Source organism: Brevibacillus laterosporus LMG 15441 (assembly GCF_000219535.2).
GTDB lineage: Bacteria > Bacillota > Bacilli > Brevibacillales > Brevibacillaceae > Brevibacillus_B > Brevibacillus_B halotolerans.
The window spans coordinates 859,250-876,631 of the sequence record NZ_CP007806.1 but is presented as its reverse complement, the minus strand read 5'-3'; the positions used below and the strand labels follow the sequence as shown (position 1 = coordinate 876,631).

Here is a 17,382-nt window from a genome sequence, read left to right as displayed (position 1 = left end):
AACATTAGCAGATATCTCTACTTTAACGAAAGAAAAAATGAATGCTTTTTCACCCATTTCACTGCAAGCTCCTCAGTACTTAAGAAGCTTGGGAAAACTCTGGGTAAGGATAGGTTTTGGAAATAGGGGTCAGATGGAGAGGCCCAACCAAGTTTTCTTCCTTTCATTGGTAAAGGCTCTCCTCTTCAACTCTTGTCCCCTTCTTACAATTTTTTATTTTTACTTGTTTTATGTTAAAAAGTTAAGTAAGCCTTGCACAAGTCCGATAATTGCTCCCAGTACAAAACCTAGTACTGTAATCATGCGGAATTCCCTTCCCGAAATGCCGATGATCATTTCCTCTAGTCGCTCTAATGGAAATCCCTCTACTTGTTTCGTAACAATTTCCTTAATTTGAAGAGAATCGAACAGTCTATCTACGTTTTCCTCTAATCTCCCTGTAAACCACTGGGCAACTCTTGGTAACCAGTATGTAGATATTTGTTCCTCGAATGTAAGAAGGACTTCTCCCACTCGCTTGTCCAATAACTCAATTCCCACTTCTTCACCTTTAGCGAACAGCTTCTCTTTCCACTTACTCAATTCTTCTTGGCTTATCATCCCCAGAAAATCACTTATTGGACGCTCCAATTGCTTATTCATTTCTACGTGAAGTGTCGCTTTTAATTTATCGATAAGCTGTGGATTGCTTAGGATTGATTCCAAGTGGGGCATAATCTTGGCAACCAGCTTCTCGTCCCCTAAGAACATCCCCACTAAACCGCCCAACATGCCTCCGCTTCCCCCTACAAGTTGACGAATCAAGGCTTGAACCTGAGCTTGACCTTCTGGCGCATGCAGATAGTCCTTTAATCGACTAATTAGCATGTCCCCAAATTGATCTGCAAGTAGCTCCACTTTATTCAGGATTTCTGGCGAAAGCAATGACTCTACCGTCTTATCCTCTACGCCTTTTAGCCAATTTGTCACACGCTCATCGTAGACCGAATACACGTTTTTTCTTATTTGCGGAGCCAGCCTATCTCCATCTACTAATGCATTTGGCATAGCTTTGTCGATTAGCTCACGAAAGGTTACATCGCTAGCTATCCATTTTTGCAGGAGTCCCTCAGTTATGTGTATAAGCTTTTGTTCGACTCCTGCTGCTCGTAATCCCTGTCTAACCCCTTCCTTAGTCAGCAGGTGATTCTCTACCAATTTCCCCATTTCAATTGAGATTTGCTTATGCCGTCTTGGGATAAGACCTGGGGTAAAAGGAACTCGAAATCCGCCTATTTTTATCTCACGATGGGGGCGAAACAGCATACGGATAGCCAGATCATTCGTAATGCCACCAATAGCTGAGCCAATACCTACATTGAGAAGTAATGTTATCCAAGCATTCATGTTTCTACTCCTATCTGGAACCAATTATTTTTAGAACTCATAAGATAGACTAACCTAACGCCTATGGAAAGGGGATCATCATGTCATATGTTCGCACTATCATTCAGGCATCTATACCCATAGAAGAGCGGTCTGATCTACAGCTTCCCCTTCATATCATGAAGAGTTTAGACATTCCCTCAGACATCTTTATCACCGTTTGCTTTGGTGTATCAAAAGCACAAGCAAAGGTTTCAGGAGTAGATCAGGATACCTGTGTCACGATGTGTCCTTCCCTTGTTCGTGCTCTCCATATTCCTACCGGGACCAAATTTCTCATGCGTTATGATTCACAACAGCAAACGCTTTATTTCGGCCCCTATTTGGGGATTTTGCTCACCAGCTATCAACAGGATCATAAACAAGAGCCTTTTGGTTCCCTCTCTTCGTTTATTAATGAAGTGGTTGATACGTTCAAACAGAAAGGTGGCTTCGCTTGTATCTTTTCCATAGATGACGTTGATTGGGAGAATAAAACGGTTTCCGCATTCGTTAGGCAAAAAAACATCTGGAAAAAAACCACACTCCCACTCCCCCATTCAATCTATAATCGGCTATCTTCTCGACAACGAGAGCAGAGTGAAAAGGTAGTGGATTTTGTGGAACGCTGTAAAATTTTGAGGATCCCCTTTTTTAATGAGCGTTTCTTAAACAAATGGCAGGTTCATAAAGCTCTTCGCAATGATGTAGCCGTCTCCACTTATTTGCCCAAAACCATGTTATTTGGCCCAAACGGTGAACTATCAACCATGCTACAAACCCACCGTATCGTGTACGCCAAACCCGCTAATGGTAGTTTGGGAAGGGGTATTTTTCGCCTGATAAAAGCAAATGGTGAATATGGTGTTCGATTTGTATCAAAAGAAAAGGTTATCTCCTTAAGGCAAAAAAGTCTGTACTCTTTACAAAAATTCCTACGAAAGCGTTCTAAAGGAAAATCTTATGTTCTCCAACAAGGCTTGCACCTTATTGGCATCGACTCCAATCCAACCGATTTTCGTGTTTTGGTACAAAAGAACAATCGAGGCATTTGGGCAACCACCTCCATTGTTGCTCGAACAGGTCAAAATTCGATTGTATCAAATGTAGCCCGTGGTGGTAGTATTATGTCTGCTAAACAGGCCCTACGAGTATGCGGTCCATGGAAACGTAATAAAAGGCCATCTATTCACAAGCTCAAGAGGGTCGCTCTGCTCATCGCTGAACGGTTAGAATACGCTTTACAAGGAGAATTCGCAGAGTTTGGTATTGATCTAGGTATTGATACTAACGGAAATGTCTGGCTGTTAGAGGTTAACAGCAAACCCTCCAAAAGCATTACCAGCTTACGTTTACGCGAAAATGAAACTTCTCCCCGACAAGCAAGACCGTCCGTTCGACATTTAGTAAGCTACACCGCTTTTTTAAATGGCTTTACCCAACCAATCTTTCAAACAACACCTCAGAAAAAGAAGAATAGATAAGACAGCGTAGGTGATCAAAATGAGAAAACAAGAAAAAACATTAGGAATTATGGCCATTTTCAAAGGATCGCCAAACCAGCCAACCTTCCGGGAAAAGTCTTATTATACCACTTTAACACGTATTGGAAGCAAGCTAGGTATACGCATAGTCGTCTTTTCTCCTCGTCAGGTTGATTTTATCTCACGTACCATAGTAGGCTTTGAACTTATTGAACATACTTGGAAGCGCATAAAAATTCCCTTTCCACAATTAATCTATGATAGGTATTTTATGGGTCCCCATATCGCTAAATATAGACCGATTATTGAACGACTGCAAAATGATCCTAAAATTACCTTCTTAGGTCGCGGATTATCGGGAAAATGGCAAGTGCATAACATCCTTATGAAATCAAAGGATTTACAAAAATGGTTACCGCAAACAAAGCTCTTTAGCCCTACTCTTCTTGAAACAAATCTGGCTGAACAAGGGGCTGTCATTATAAAACCCATAGCCGGAACCCATGGAAGCGGAGTAATTCGTATCTGCTCTGTAAAAAAAGGGTATGAACTTATGGGTAGAACGAGGGATAATAAACCCTTTACACGTACCTTAACAACTAAAAAAAATCTTCTCTCCTATATTAAAAAGGTAACGAAGGGGCGTAAGTACATCTTGCAACCTTATTTGAAGCTACACACCTCAGATGGATTCCCCTTTGACATACGTATTTTAGTCCAGAAAAACGGGAGGGGTAAATGGACAACAACCGGCAAGGCCGTACGAGTAGGGAAGAAAGAAAGCATTACCTCTAATCTGCACGGAGGGGGAATCGCCGTACCATTAGAAGATTTCCTAATTAAACATTATCCACATGACTTATGTCATCAAATCATAGAAGAAGTGGGTAGGCTTGCTCAACTCCTTCCCCCTTTTTTAGAAAAACATCATGGTCGCTTGGTAGAGCTGGGAATAGATGTAGGGGTCGATACGCAAGGGCATGTATGGATTATTGAAGTAAATTCACGACCAGGCCGGACGGTATTCCGCCAAATTGAAGATGGGAATGCCAGACTACATTCGGTCGCACAGCCAGTAAAGTACGCTGAATATCTCTTGAATGAGCGTATAGGAGGTTAGGAGTACATGGAAACCATCTCAGTACGGTTACGATTTCTTACCTACTCCCGTATCAAAGGCATCGTGCTCCCTTCCCATCTATGCCGGGACTGGGGATTTAAGAATCGACAACGAGTTGCTATCTCGCACGGGCAAATAACGGTACATGGAATCATTATTGAAGAAAAAAAACAAAAAACCGGTAATCAAGTAAAAGTAACATCACCACTAAAAGAAGCTTTAGCCATCCCTCATCCCGGTATGATCCATTTAAAACACGAAGATGGAACAATTCGGGTTGGTCCCTCCATTGGTATAGTCACCACAGGAATACGCGATGGAGGTAGAGCCCCGATTGGCCCTAGATCAAGCTTTTTTCAAAAATTATTGTCAGCTCAGAAAGGAAAAGGGGTTTATTACTTTATCTTTTCACCCAATGATGTAGATTGGTCATCAAATCGAGTATATGGCTGGTTCTTGCGCTCTACAAATAAGGGGCAGTACGTATGGAAAAGATTTTGGACTGCCATGCCAGACGTGTTGTATGATCGCGTTCCCTCTCGTGCAGCGGAACGCCAAGAGTCTGTCAAGGACTTTAAATTTCGTGTAGCCAATGAACAGTATGTCCCCATGTTTAATATTGGATTTTTTGATAAATGGGGTGTTCACCAACGCTTGTTTCCCATGCCGGAAATAAATGAATTCATTCCAGAAACCCAGGTAGCTCCTACACTCTCCATGTTAAAAAGCATGCTTGAAAGATACTCTATGGTTTATTTAAAACCAAAAGATGGCAGTCTGGGCTATGGGATTCTAAAAATAAAGCAGATTCCAAAAGGATATCAGCTCTCTTACCATAGCGGAGCAGGTAATGTCACCCGACGCTTCCAAAAATTAACTAAGTTATACCAGCATGTGTTTCAAACGCGCCGTGCAAGTAACTACCTGATTCAGCAGGGCATTGATTTATGCACTTATTCAGGTCGTCCACTCGATTTCCGTGTTCACTTGCACAAAAACGTGGAAAATAGTTGGGTCGTATCCTGTCTAGCTGCCAAAGTAGCCGGTGTTGGAAGTGTAACTACCCATGTTCGAACTGGAGGAATGGTTATCCCAGGTAAAGAACTGTTGGAAACCCTATTCCCAGATCAGCATCACACGTTAGAAAAGCGTGTTCGTGAAGCTTCTATTCGTTTAGCAAATGCAATTGAGTTTGCTTACGGTACGAATCTAGGTGAACTCGGTCTAGATATAGGCATCGACAAAAAAGGGAATATATGGATGTTCGAGGCTAACTCCAAACCAGGACGCTCCATTTTTAAACATTCACGCCTAAAACAAGCTGATGAAATGTCGCGTAGTTTACTCGTTGATTACGGTCGCTATTTAGCTAATTTTTAACACGGGCTGAAGGAAGGAGGAGTTTCTAATGTCCCACTGGCAAGCCGGTTGGCTGACCATACTCCCCTCAGGACAATGGTATGTAGAGGGTATCCACTTTCCCATCCCGCTTACTTCCACAAATCATATCACTGTGCCATTGGGTCCCCTCCATGTTGAGCAAACATTAAACCTAGGATTGGCTCCTACTGTAACAGGTCGCTATCGTACCCGCATCAGATGGAGCATGTATAACAATATGCTGCAAATTGCTCCTCTTATTGGCATTCTTACTTCTGGCAAAGGCGAGGCATTTAAAGGAAATAGGGAAAACTTTCAGGAGATAAGCAAAACAGGACAAAAGCTAGGAGCACTCGTATTCGTATTTACACCAGATGGTATAGACTGGGAAACTTATAAAATACGAGGTTATCTATATGATAAACGTAATGGATTCTGGCAAAGCTTTGAAACTCCCTTTCCTCATGTTATCTATAATCGGGTTCCAACACGTACAGTAGAGGAAAAAGAGCATATGCAAGAAACTCTCAAGCGCATCTCACAACTGAAGAACGTGACATTGTTCAACCGTCAATTCTTCGATAAGGAAAGCTTATTTGCCACCCTACAAGCCAAAAAGGAAGTCGCTCCTTTCTTGCCCGATACTTACAAATTAGATTCTTTTGAGCGACTGAAGTCCTTTGCTAGAAAACATGATGTTCTTTATCTAAAGCCTATACGTGGAAAAGCTGGGCGAGGAATCATGCGTCTTGAAAAACACGATACGGCCTGGCTTTTACGCCGTGTTCATCAACAAAAATCCTTATGTAGAACATTTGACACGCTGGATGAACTCTGGACATATCTGTGGCCGATTCTTCAGCGGAAACCCTACATCGTTCAGCAGGGGATTATGCTTGCTACTTATAATGATCGCCCATTTGATGTGCGTGTCCTTACTCAAAAAAATGGTAAGGGACTTTGGGATATAACGGGGATAGGAATTCGACAAGCAGGGGCCCGAAGCATTACCACTCACGTCCCACGCGGGGGTGCTATTCTTTCACCTGATAAAGTCCTTCCCCAAATTTTTGGAGAAGAATGGTCCATTTTCATTCTACAGAACATCAGGAAAACTGTACTTGTAATAGCTAAAGCTCTTCAGCAGAATATGAGAGATCTTGCTGAGATGTCTATGGATTTAGGAATAACAACTGATGGTGATATCTGGTTTTTTGAAGCAAATTCTAAACCAGAAAAATTCGATGAACCAGATATCCGCCGTGCTTCACTGCGCAACATTATTTTTTATTCACAGCACATGTGCAAGTGAGAAGAGCCTTACTTTTATTCAGCCCTTCCTAATAGGAAGGGTATTTTTCTATGCTCGCTCCACTACCATTATAATAATGAAATTATTCTTTTATAAACATTTACGATTTTCATTAAAAATAGGTCGATATGTTGCGTTTACATAGAATACAACAACGAATTTAAACATATAAACGTACTTTTTTGTGAGATTTATTACAAAAAAAGCATAAAAATGCACCTGAAATATTGCATCTCCCTCAGTTTCGTGTACATTTAAAAGAAAAGAGCTATCGGGTAACAAATATCACAGAATTGATTTCTTACTTTTTATTTTATCTAAAGGAGTTGGTGTATGGTTGATTTTCACAACGGATAATATCATTTTGATCCTTGCTGTTCTCTTGGTTACTGGCGTTGTTACAGCCAAATTTTCTTCACGCATCGGTCTTCCTTCCCTTGTTTTTTTCGTTGGGGTTGGAATGATCCTGAGTAAATTCATTTATTATGATAATGCCTCGTTAACACAACTCTTCGGTATTCTCGCCCTTATCATTATTTTGTTCGATGGTGGCATGCAGACGAAATGGACTGACATTCGCGCTGTTGCCAAACCCTCTCTCTCCTTAGCAACTATAGGTGTTGTTCTCACCACTTTTCTTATTGGTGCATGTGCCAAATTTATTTTAGGCTTGTCTTGGAATGAAGGCTTATTATTTGGAGCAATTGTTGGTTCTACAGATGCCGCTGCTGTTTTTGCCGTATTAGGCAATAAAAATATAAAAAAGCGGCTGACTTCCGTACTGGAAGCAGAATCAGGCACAAACGATCCGATGGCGATGTTTTTGACCATTGCCCTGATAGAATTCATGCAACATCCAGAAGTGAATGTTTTAACAATGATATTAGAATTCTTATGGGAGATGGGGTTAGGTCTAGTAATGGGTTATTTATTAGGCAAAATCTCCACTATGCTTATTAAAAGCATTAATCTGGACTCATCCGGACTCTATCCGGTATTGTCTATCGCGCTGGCAGTTCTAGCCTACGGTGCCACATCCATATTGGGCGGAAGTGGCTTACTCGCTGTCTATGTGATGGCTGTCTTTGTGGGAAATGTTGACATTCCCTATCGGCACTCCATTCTGCGCTTTAACGAAGCTTTTGCCTGGATGATGCAAATCCTAATGTTTATCCTGTTAGGTTTGCTGGTTTTTCCATCAGATTTGTTGGAAGTGATTTGGCAAGGTATTGCCCTTTCCTTTCTACTCATGTTTGTAGCACGACCGATCGGAGTTTATGTAAGTACACTTGGTATGAGCTTCTCAACTAAAGAACGAGCCTTTATCGCTTGGTCAGGCTTACGCGGCGCTGTCCCAATCGTATTAGCTACTTATCCCTTGATTGCTGGACTAGAGAATGCTCAGCTAATCTTTAATGTGGTCTTTTTCGTTGTCTTAACCTCTGCTCTTATTCAAGGAGCGACTATTTCGCCGCTTGCCAACTGGTTTGGCTTTTCTAAAGGGGAAAAGACAGTAGCTCCCTATAGCATGGAACTAGTTTCGCTTGCAAAAACCAACGCTGAAATGATTGAAGTTCACATTCGGGAAAACAGCAATGTCGTGGGTACCAATCTGCTTGATCTTCAATTGTCTGACCAGGCACTAGTAAACGCGATTATCAGAGGGAAAAAATTGCTGATACCAAAGGGAGATACCATTTTACAAGCAGGTGATATCTTGTACGTGCTTGGGCCGAAAGCAGAGCAGAAGAGGATTAAGCAATTATTTTCGGAAGAGCGTTCTAATCGAGAAGAGGAGCATGTTCAAAAGGAAGAAGAGCACATGAGAATTCCTAGAACGAATGAAACGTAAATAGAAACTAACTGAAAAGGTACATTGCTAAATAGAATTGAATTTATTTACAAATCACATCTATTGCTTACAAACAGGGAGTCTCATCAATCCTACTGATGCCGTTCCCTGTTTTTTTATAAGTAAAAACGAAATTTTTTTCCTTTGCATGCATTGAGTTTCCTTTGTTGGTAAAAACTGAGGGTAGGAGGTGGTCAACATGACCTACAATCAAAATTATCATACTTCTGCTTACAACCAAATGTCTGGACCTGCAAGCGCGATCTTCAATCCGAATTTCGCTGGTACAAATGTGCAGGAGGTAAAAGCTTTGAACAATAGCTTTTATCCAACAACCCAAGCCTTTAGCCAAGTACCAAGCCCATCTTATGGGACACAAAGTGGTTATGGAACTGCTAACAGTGTTTTCAACCCCGGTTTTGCTGGTACAAATGTTCAGGAGGTTCGAGCTCTGAATGCAGGTCAGTCTGCTCCGGCTTTGGCACATCAAGCTTACGGACAAGTCCCTTCTTATGGTAATCAACATTATGCAACACAAGTTGGATTCACTGGTGCAAATAGCATATTCCAGCCTGGTTTTGCTGGCACAAACGTTCAAGAAGTACGAGCTCAAAACGCAGGTCAGCCTACACCAGGTGTTGCAAGCCTAACAAACCTAGCTTACGGACAAAACCAAAACTATGCGGTACAAGGCGGATTTACTAATGCAAACAGCGTGTACCAACCTGGTTTTGCTGGTACAAATGTCCAAGAGGTACGCCATTTAAACGCTGGCCAAGCAGGAACTGCTTTATCTCAAGGTATGAACAGTAACATTAACAGTGTGTATACCCCAGGCTTTGCAGGTACAAATGCAAATGAGGTACACGCTTTGAACGCCGGCTATTCTATGCCTACTGTAGCTCAACAGCCGTACCAAGCTCACATCCCGCAAACTCAATCATATCAATTCCAAGCTCCTTCATACAGCAGTCCAGTGAGCTATGCTGGGGCTAACAGTGTATTCCAGCCTGGTTTTGCTGGAACTAATGTGCAAGAGGTTAGATCGTTAAATGCAGGATTTGCAACACCAGCTTTTTCTCAACAAGCTCAACAAAGCTATCAAAACTATAGTTCTCCTGCTTCAAGCATTTTTCAAAGTGGCTTCGCAGGAACCAATCCTCAAGAAGTAAAAGCTCAAAACATTGGTGGATACGGTACATTACACTCTTATAGCGGCATGTAATCCTTCCCCTATTGCCTAGCCGTAAACAAAAGACCGCTCTTCACAGGCGGTCTTTTTTATTCTTAAGAGGAGGCTGAACATGAAGCCGTATGGCGACTTTCGCAAGCTGTATAAATCTCTTAGGCGCTATGATTCACAACAGATTGCTGTTCAACGCAGTGAGGATCTGTTAGAAATTGAAGAAATCTGGCACTTTTATGAGACACTCACCGTTCATGAATTGCGCATTCTTTGTGCTGCTATTAAAAAAACAGAAGCTCAGCTTGGCTACATACCGTTTTGTTTTTCTACCGTTCCCATCGTTTTCATCATTTTTTCCAGCAAACTTACACATTACATTGCAAATAGCATCCCTTTGCTCTCTATGCTAATTGTTGGTTTTGTCACGTTATTAGTCTTTTTGATTTTCCGGCATTTCCGCAACAAATCATATAATGCTCTACACTTATACATTGTAGAGAGCTTATTACAAGTGAAATCGAAAAGCAAGAACTCTGAAGACGAGCACTGCTGTCCGCTTACAGCTTCTCCATTGCTATAGAGATGGGGCAATGCTTCCCTCTCCTTTTAGAGAGGGTTCGTCGTCTTCAAGATCACATAATTGCCAGTCCACATGTTACTCGTTATCACCTGTTTTTGGCCATTACGTTCAAAGAAATACCCTGCTCCTTGCTTCTCAACAAATTGATATCCCTTTTGAGCCATTTGCTGTTTTACCTTATCTGCCGCCTCCTTTTGTGTTCCTTCCATCATATAATACACGTAACCCTCTTCTTTACCGATGTTAACTAGCTGTTCAGGATGTTCCTTTACCATAGCCATCGCTTGTTCAACCGGCATTGAGGCAATAGGCAACGGAGGATAGGGTAAATGAATGATCCACAGATAAACAACCAAAAAACCTATCAGGACACAGCCGACTTTCCCACTTATTTTCATACGCTACCTCTTTTCTCCATAATCGCACGATAAAGCTCATTTAGTGTATGTAGACTAGTCGTATCAACAGTAAACAATCGTCCATCAAACCAGTAACTATCGTTTGCAAGCTGACTCAAATCTCCCTCGGTGTGTTCCATTTGGGCACTAACACACGCTTCAGTGTCATCTACACAATGTCGTACAGCAAGATGCCGTTCTATATCATCTGAAAAGCGTTGCTTCAATCGACAGAACACAGAGCCATTCGGGTGGGTACATAACCGATGGAGCGCCAAATCAATTTGCAACCAGCACGTCACATAAAAGTGAAACTCTAGAAATAAAGTAGTAAGCGCTTTTCGAACCAACTCCTCTGCTTCTAATTCATCATTGTTTTTTGTTTCTATACAAGCCTCCCAATCAAATACAGCTTGACGCAGCTCTTCTTTGGCTAGCTCAATGACCGGATAATGACTAACAGCCCCGCGATAAAATTTTTGAACAATCTGAAATAACAAAGCAGGGGGCCGCGGAGGTAGATTTCCGTATCGGCTATTTGTATCACGCATACATTCATCCCCTTATTCGATGGCCGTTCCTTGTTTTTTCAAGCGATCAATGATCTCGTCAGCCCATTCTTTAAATACACGAAGAGCTGATTCAATATCGATATATACTTCCTTTTGCAAACAGGTATAATTAGGAAAATCCGTAATTTGATTCTTTTGAACACGGACCCCTTCCGGTACAAGCTGAATCTCTAAAAATATTGGTACATTCTCGTCTACACCATACGTATTTTCAACATATTCATAGGTACGAACCCACTCAAGAACCCTGATTTCATTTGGCTTTAAATGAATGGCTTGCGTTATCGACATAATCGTTTCATTTCCATAGTAATGCATACCTTGTACTCCCCTTTTCAAGCTTCCGCTATTTGAAGCATACAGCAAACTACTCCTGTTCACAAGCTTGTAACATATGTACGTCTTTCGAGATAAAAAAACCTCCACTCCCAATAGGAATAGAGGCAGTATTTTATTAAGCTAACTGAAAAGCATAGGTCATTGCAAAACCAAATAGGGAAAGTAACACCGATCCAACTAAGCCGGCTGCAAACGATTTTAATCCCATCCGCTTAAAGGCAACTAGATTTACGTTTAACCCTAAACCGGCCATCGCCATCGCAATTAATAGATAAGCGATGCTAACGATTTGTGTAGCTATTTCCTGAGGAATAATACCTAGTGAGTTAACAGCACTCATCGCCAAAAATCCAAAGATAAACCATGGAATAGGTAGTGACCTCCAAGAAAACCGTTTATTGATTTCCCCAGTCATCTTTTGTTCCAAACGACTGCTCCATATTCCTATGCCAATGGCGATCGGAACAAGAAGAGCAACCCGGGTTAATTTGACGATGACAGCAATATCTACAGCATTATTTCCACCAGGTGCTGCTGCGGCAATTACGTGCGCTATCTCATGTAGGGTCGCACCCGAAAAAACACCATAACCATTAGGTGTAAAACCAAGAAAAGGATAGAGAAGCGTATATAAAAGTGTGAAAATAGTGCCCAAAATAGCTACAGTAGCCGCTCCAATTGCTGTTTCTTCATCATTAGCTTTGATTTGTGGTGCAATTGCCACAACCGCTGCCGCACCACAGATAGCCGTTCCACATGCCGTTAGAATGCCTAACTTTTTCTCTACCTGGAACCAACGTGTAAATAGATAAACAACACTCAATCCAAAAATAATGGCTAATGCGGCCATAGCAAACACTTTGGGACCAGCATATAAAATATCCATCAAATTTAATCGCATCCCAAGTAAAATAATGCCAAATCGAAGCAATTTTTTGCTAGAAAAATTGGTACCCGCAATCGTTTGCTGCGGAATACCAGCCACAGCACGCCAGATAATACCGATCAGGATTGCAATTACCAATTGTCCCATTATGCTTAAGAAAGGAAATTGAGCCAAATATCTAGCCGCTAAAGCAATTATGAGAGTAATTACTACTCCCATGATAAAACCAACGGTCTGCCTCTCTTGTTTGACAAGCTCTTTGGTTTCTGTTTTACTTTCTGTTTTACTTTCTGTTTTACTTTCCATTGTATCTCTCCATTCTGTCTATCAAGGAACTTCCCCTACCATGCTTTCACTATAAGTTCTTTTGATTGACAAGTGAAATACAGATATACAATGCTTATCATTAGAAAAACTTATCATAGGAAATAAATCACGTACAGCAAAAAACGCATGCTCCTCTTTTAAAGAGAATGACATGCGTTTTGCAAGTATGATAGGGTTTTTACTGCGGCAATTCCACGTAAAAAAGGATCATGTTGTCATGCGATTCAGCCCAAATTTTTCCGCAATGCAATTCAACGATGCTTTTAGCAATGGCTAAGCCCAATCCAGAACCTTCCTTTACCATGCTTCGAGATTCATCAACCTTATAGAAACGTTCAAATAAACGCTCTAATTCCTGAGGAGTCAGTTTGGGACTTTTATTCCCAATCGAGATACGAATAGAACTTCCCCGTTGCTCTGCATTTATTAAAATTTCCCCTGGTTTATCACTATATTTAATGGCATTTATTAATAAATTATCAAACACACGCACTATTTTATCTGCATCTACATGTACGAATAGATGATCTACAGCATAGTTTTTTCGAAAGGACAAGCCTTCTTCCTCTGCTTGCGGTACAAGCTCCTCCATTAATTGCTCCAACATTTCTAATATATCAACTCGCTGCATTTGCATTCCTACACCGTTAGTAGAGAGCTTCGTATAATCAAATAAGTCTTCAATTAAGCGCTTTAATTGTTCCGACTTATTTACAGCAATTCCAGCATACTCCTCCAATTGCCCCTCACTATGATAACGCTTATCCTGAATCAACCGTAAATAGCCCATAATAGAAGTAAGCGGAGTACGTAAATCATGTGAAACATTGGTAATTAGCTCATGCTTGGTTCGCTCCGCCTTGCGTTCTTCCTCTCTAGTATGATGCAATTGCATGGCCATAACATTAATATTTTGGGCCAACTGTCCTAATTCATCGTTACTGTTAACCGGTACACGGATATCCAGATTCCCCAGTGCCATTTCTTGAATGCCTTGAGAAATGCTTTGAATCTGATACATTTTTCGCTTTGTAAGATAGTAAAAGGAAAAAATAAATACACCAAAACCAATCAGTCCAGGTAACTGACTATAGCCTGTTCGATAGACGATAGATGGTTCTGGCATACCTCGTACTATTAGATATAGCTTTTTCTCCCCCACATCCACAGGATAAAAGGACACGAATTCTTTCGCCTCATTCTGATAATCCTGGCGATAGATACGCACATCCATTGCATTTTGGATAACAGAATGTATATCGATCGTAGCCTCAGAGGTTTGTTTACTCTTATATAAAACCTTTCCTTGTTCATCAGCCAATAAAATACGATACTTCCCGCTATCCGAACGGTCATCAATTATTTCTTGCAAATCAAATTGATAGGAAGGATTTAGTTGTTTATTTTCATTTTCTGTTCGAAGGGTGCTTATCAAATTACGCGCGTGATTATCAATATTTTCCATACCTTGCGTATAATCAATATATGCCTGTTGCGTTCGCATATAGGGGTTAAGGACATTCGCCACAAAAAATCCAGCCAGTACACATAGTCCAAAAGCCGCAATCAATTGAATACGTAAACTTGATTTTCCCTGAGCAATCATTTTTTTCGCAAGCTTATAACACGCATAAAACGTATATGGTATTAGCTTAAATGGATTCCATCTCAACTTTATAACCTACTCCCCAAACGGTTTTGATATAGCGAGGTTTTCGTGGGTTTTGCTCAATTTTCTCCCTGATTTTACGTATATGTACCATAACCGTATTATCAGATTGATAAAAAGGCTCGTTCCAGATTCGTTCGTAGATTTTTTCAGCGCTAAATACAATTCCTTTATGGCGAGCCAATAGTTCTAAAATGGCAAATTCCCGTGGAGTTAGTTTGACTTCTCGCCCATCTACCTTCACCTCATGCGTGGAGACATTGATCGTTAAGTCATCGACTACCAGTTCATCAGTCTTCACTTCTGAAAAACCGCTTAACCGCATGTAACGTCTTAACTGCGACTTTACCCGTGCCAAAAGTTCCATCGGGTTAAACGGCTTTGTCATATAATCGTCTGCTCCAGTAGCTAACCCAATAATCTTATCCATATCCTCCGCTTTGGCGGACAGCATGATGATCGGGACATTTTGCTTTTCCCTGATCCTCATGCAGGCAGCCAACCCATCCAGTCTGGGCATCATAATGTCTAAAATAATGACGTGTACCTGATTTTCCTCTAAGATTTTTAACCCTTCTACTCCATCAGCCGCTTTCAAAACCTGAAAGCCCTCGTTACTTAGATATATATCAATCAAATCACGTATTTCTTTTTCATCATCAATGATTAATATTGTTTCTTTCATCATCGAAGCTCCTCCCGTGAACAAATAGCACCGCATATTCATTCTACTTCTTTCTCATCAGATTGTCCGTTACTTACGACACCGATAGACAAATGCAGGAGGGATGTTCAAGGGTTCAAAAGAGATAGATACCTCACGAAAGGTCTCTTTCAGTTGTTTTCTCATTTGTAAGGAATATTGGAATGCGATGAAAGCACCGCCTGGTTTTAACGATTGCATAACCTCCGCAACAATCCGTTCCCGTAATTCCTGCGGAAAGTTCATAAACGGCAATCCGCTAATGATGACATCTACCTGTTCTACACCGGCTTGCTTCAAGTCTTTTGACAAACACTGAGCATCGCAATGATGGTGAAATGAAGGAAATCTTTCTTGTAAATCAGCTCGAAGTTTTACGTCTTGTTCATATACAAACACGTTTGTATTGGGTGAAATTTTTTGCTTCAGTTTTTTTGTAAAGACACCTGTTCCTGCGCCTAGTTCAACCACTGACGTAACTTCCGCCCAGTCGATTCCTTCCAGCATCCTGCTAGATAAACGTGCAGAGCTTGGGGTCACACTCCCTACCTCGCGAGGAGATTTAACAAATGTAGTAAAGAACCGAACTTTATCTCTAACGTAACGTTGCATAGCTAGACAAGTGGTCGTTTCTACAGCGCTTTTATTCGCTTTCATTTATGCTCTTCCTTTCTTGTCTGATCCTTTGTCCTATTTTATAAGACGGATCTTAACAAGAAAGGGTACAAGTTCTTAAAAAAAACTTAAAATTTATACGTTTCTTTATTAAGAAACAGATCTTCCCATCGAGTTTTTGTAGTTGAGATAAGCTAACTGATAATTGTGCTGAGCAGTTTCATATTCGTTTTCTCTCTTTGCTAGCTCCTCCTCAGCAGTCATAACATCCAAGGTTGTTTCAAGACCATTTTCATAGCGTAATTGGGTTAAACGATAATTCTCTTTGGAAGCTTCTCTTGCTTTATCAAGTGCCTCTAGACCTTGTTTAGAGGAGGTTAGAGCTTCATAGTTTCGAGTCACCTCTAACAAAATATCGTTTTTGATTTGCTCCTTGTTCATTTCTGCTGTTTCCAATTCATTTTTGGCAAGCTGACCTTGGAAGGAGGACAAGATTGAATATTTTTCTATTGTATCTACACTCTTTTTCGCCGCGTTGACTTCTTCTTCACTTTTCAGAATTTCAGCACGTTGAACAACAGCCAAACGCTTGGCTTCTTCCAATGAAATGATCTCTTTGTCGCGGATATCTCCTTCAGGTATAGAGAGCTCCCATTCTTTCGTCAAGTCTTCTGCTAAAAATTGATTTAATGAAAGGGTAGATAGATGGACCTGATTGCGAGCTACTTCATGATTAGCTTTTGCTTGGGCTAATCCTGTTTCAGCCTGCAAAACATCATTTTTGGCTTTTATTCCTGCTTTAAATAAGGCGTTTGCCATATCTACCTGCTTTTGGGCACGAGTTAAGCTTTGCTCCTGTAGCTGCAAATCTTGCTTGGCATGCCATAGCTCATAAAAGGCTTTCTCTGCACCTAGCTTGGTCTTATCTTCCATGGCCTGTAGCATATATTTGTGGATATTTCGCGCCGCTTCCGCTTTGGCTGTTTGCACATATTTCTGCTGAGCATCGCCAAGCGAAGAAATATTTGATTCCTTCATTTTTACGGAATTATATATGGCTTGATTAGCATTAATATCAGCTGTATCAAGTTCCAGGCGGAATTTCTTCAGATCAATATTTTGTTCCAAGGCCAACTCGCCAGCTTTTTTGGGAGTTAGCTCATGCTTGTTTTTTTCTTCACTTGCTTGAGAATGTACAGTCTTCTCCTCAGTCGCTTGAGCCATTAGCGGATAGCTTATAAACAGCAATGAACCTATCATCACCATTAATAGCCGGGTCTTTTTTGTATAGGAAACACTCATTACTTATTGGTTCCTCCTTTATAATCCTTGGTGCTTTTGCCTATTCATAAACTTATAAGCAAATACCAATATTCTTTGCTTATTATCCACCTGTATTATGTAACCTTTCAATCAGTAAATGTTTCATTTCCTGCCAACCTAAATCCAGAAATCCCAGCTTATAGCATGATTGTTATTGAAAAATAGCTTACTTGTTAAACTTTCTTTTCTTTTCCTCTGTCTTTTGATAAGTTAAAAGCATATTCTGAAAAAT

The 17,382-nt window shown here is 40.8% G+C and carries 16 protein-coding genes; 7 read left to right on the top strand and 9 right to left on the bottom strand.

The window, feature by feature from the left end:
* Positions 1-228: 228 nt before the first annotated feature.
* A complete protein-coding gene (locus tag BRLA_RS04390) occupies positions 229-1,386 on the bottom strand; it encodes a DUF445 domain-containing protein (protein ID WP_003335259.1) in 1,158 nt (385 codons plus the stop codon).
* A gap of 80 nt (positions 1,387-1,466) precedes the next feature.
* Between BRLA_RS04390 and BRLA_RS04385 the strand changes: the two genes are divergently transcribed.
* The 7 genes from BRLA_RS04385 (at position 1,467) to BRLA_RS04355 (ending at position 10,318) form a co-directional block, all read left to right on the top strand.
* Positions 1,467-2,888, top strand: coding sequence for a YheC/YheD family endospore coat-associated protein (locus tag BRLA_RS04385; protein WP_003335260.1), 1,422 nt, complete (start codon positions 1,467-1,469; stop codon positions 2,886-2,888).
* Between the two features lie 19 nt (positions 2,889-2,907).
* On the top strand, positions 2,908-4,008 hold the full coding sequence (locus tag BRLA_RS04380; protein WP_003335261.1) for a YheC/YheD family endospore coat-associated protein: 1,101 nt from the start codon (positions 2,908-2,910) through the stop codon (positions 4,006-4,008).
* Positions 4,009-4,014: 6 nt separating this feature from the next.
* Positions 4,015-5,388, top strand: a complete 1,374-nt coding sequence (locus tag BRLA_RS04375) for a YheC/YheD family endospore coat-associated protein (RefSeq protein WP_022583793.1) — start codon at positions 4,015-4,017, stop codon at positions 5,386-5,388.
* A 28-nt stretch (positions 5,389-5,416) separates the two neighbouring features.
* Complete coding sequence (locus tag BRLA_RS04370) at positions 5,417-6,700, top strand: YheC/YheD family endospore coat-associated protein (RefSeq protein WP_003335263.1); 1,284 nt, start codon at positions 5,417-5,419, stop codon at positions 6,698-6,700.
* Positions 6,701-7,037: 337 nt separating this feature from the next.
* Positions 7,038-8,552: a potassium/proton antiporter gene (locus BRLA_RS04365; protein WP_022583792.1), complete on the top strand. Its 1,515-nt coding sequence runs from the start codon at positions 7,038-7,040 to the stop codon at positions 8,550-8,552.
* Between the two features lie 199 nt (positions 8,553-8,751).
* A complete protein-coding gene (locus BRLA_RS04360; protein ID WP_003335266.1) occupies positions 8,752-9,777 on the top strand; it encodes a hypothetical protein in 1,026 nt (341 codons plus the stop codon).
* A 79-nt stretch (positions 9,778-9,856) separates the two neighbouring features.
* On the top strand, positions 9,857-10,318 hold the full coding sequence (locus tag BRLA_RS04355; RefSeq protein WP_003335267.1) for a hypothetical protein: 462 nt from the start codon (positions 9,857-9,859) through the stop codon (positions 10,316-10,318).
* A 26-nt stretch (positions 10,319-10,344) separates the two neighbouring features.
* Here the strand turns inward: BRLA_RS04355 and BRLA_RS04350 are convergent, their stop codons facing one another.
* The 8 genes from BRLA_RS04350 to BRLA_RS04315 all read right to left on the bottom strand — a co-directional run bounded on the left by BRLA_RS04350 (position 10,345) and on the right by BRLA_RS04315 (position 17,129).
* Positions 10,345-10,716, bottom strand: coding sequence for a hypothetical protein (locus BRLA_RS04350; RefSeq protein WP_003335268.1), 372 nt, complete (start codon positions 10,714-10,716; stop codon positions 10,345-10,347).
* Positions 10,713-11,267, bottom strand: coding sequence for a hypothetical protein (locus tag BRLA_RS04345; protein WP_003335269.1), 555 nt, complete (start codon positions 11,265-11,267; stop codon positions 10,713-10,715). Before BRLA_RS04345 ends, BRLA_RS04350 begins: the two co-directional genes overlap by 4 nt.
* 12 nt (positions 11,268-11,279) lie before the next feature.
* On the bottom strand, positions 11,280-11,606 hold the full coding sequence (locus BRLA_RS04340; protein ID WP_003335270.1) for a hypothetical protein: 327 nt from the start codon (positions 11,604-11,606) through the stop codon (positions 11,280-11,282).
* 136 nt (positions 11,607-11,742) lie between these two features.
* Positions 11,743-12,819 (bottom strand): YeiH family protein, encoded by a 1,077-nt coding sequence (locus tag BRLA_RS04335; protein WP_003335271.1) that lies wholly within the window; start codon positions 12,817-12,819, stop codon positions 11,743-11,745.
* Positions 12,820-13,018: 199 nt separating this feature from the next.
* Positions 13,019-14,512, bottom strand: a complete 1,494-nt coding sequence (locus BRLA_RS04330) for a sensor histidine kinase (protein ID WP_003335273.1) — start codon at positions 14,510-14,512, stop codon at positions 13,019-13,021.
* Positions 14,493-15,197 carry a response regulator transcription factor gene (locus tag BRLA_RS04325; RefSeq protein WP_003335274.1) on the bottom strand — a complete coding sequence of 235 codons (705 nt, stop codon included), beginning with the start codon at positions 15,195-15,197 and terminating at the stop codon, positions 14,493-14,495. Before BRLA_RS04325 ends, BRLA_RS04330 begins: the two co-directional genes overlap by 20 nt.
* Before the next feature lie 66 nt (positions 15,198-15,263).
* Complete coding sequence (locus BRLA_RS04320) at positions 15,264-15,869, bottom strand: class I SAM-dependent methyltransferase (RefSeq protein WP_003335275.1); 606 nt, start codon at positions 15,867-15,869, stop codon at positions 15,264-15,266.
* Between the two features lie 108 nt (positions 15,870-15,977).
* Entirely contained in the window at positions 15,978-17,129 is a 1,152-nt protein-coding gene (locus tag BRLA_RS04315) for a TolC family protein (RefSeq protein WP_003335276.1), read from the bottom strand.
* Positions 17,130-17,382 lie beyond the last annotated feature (253 nt).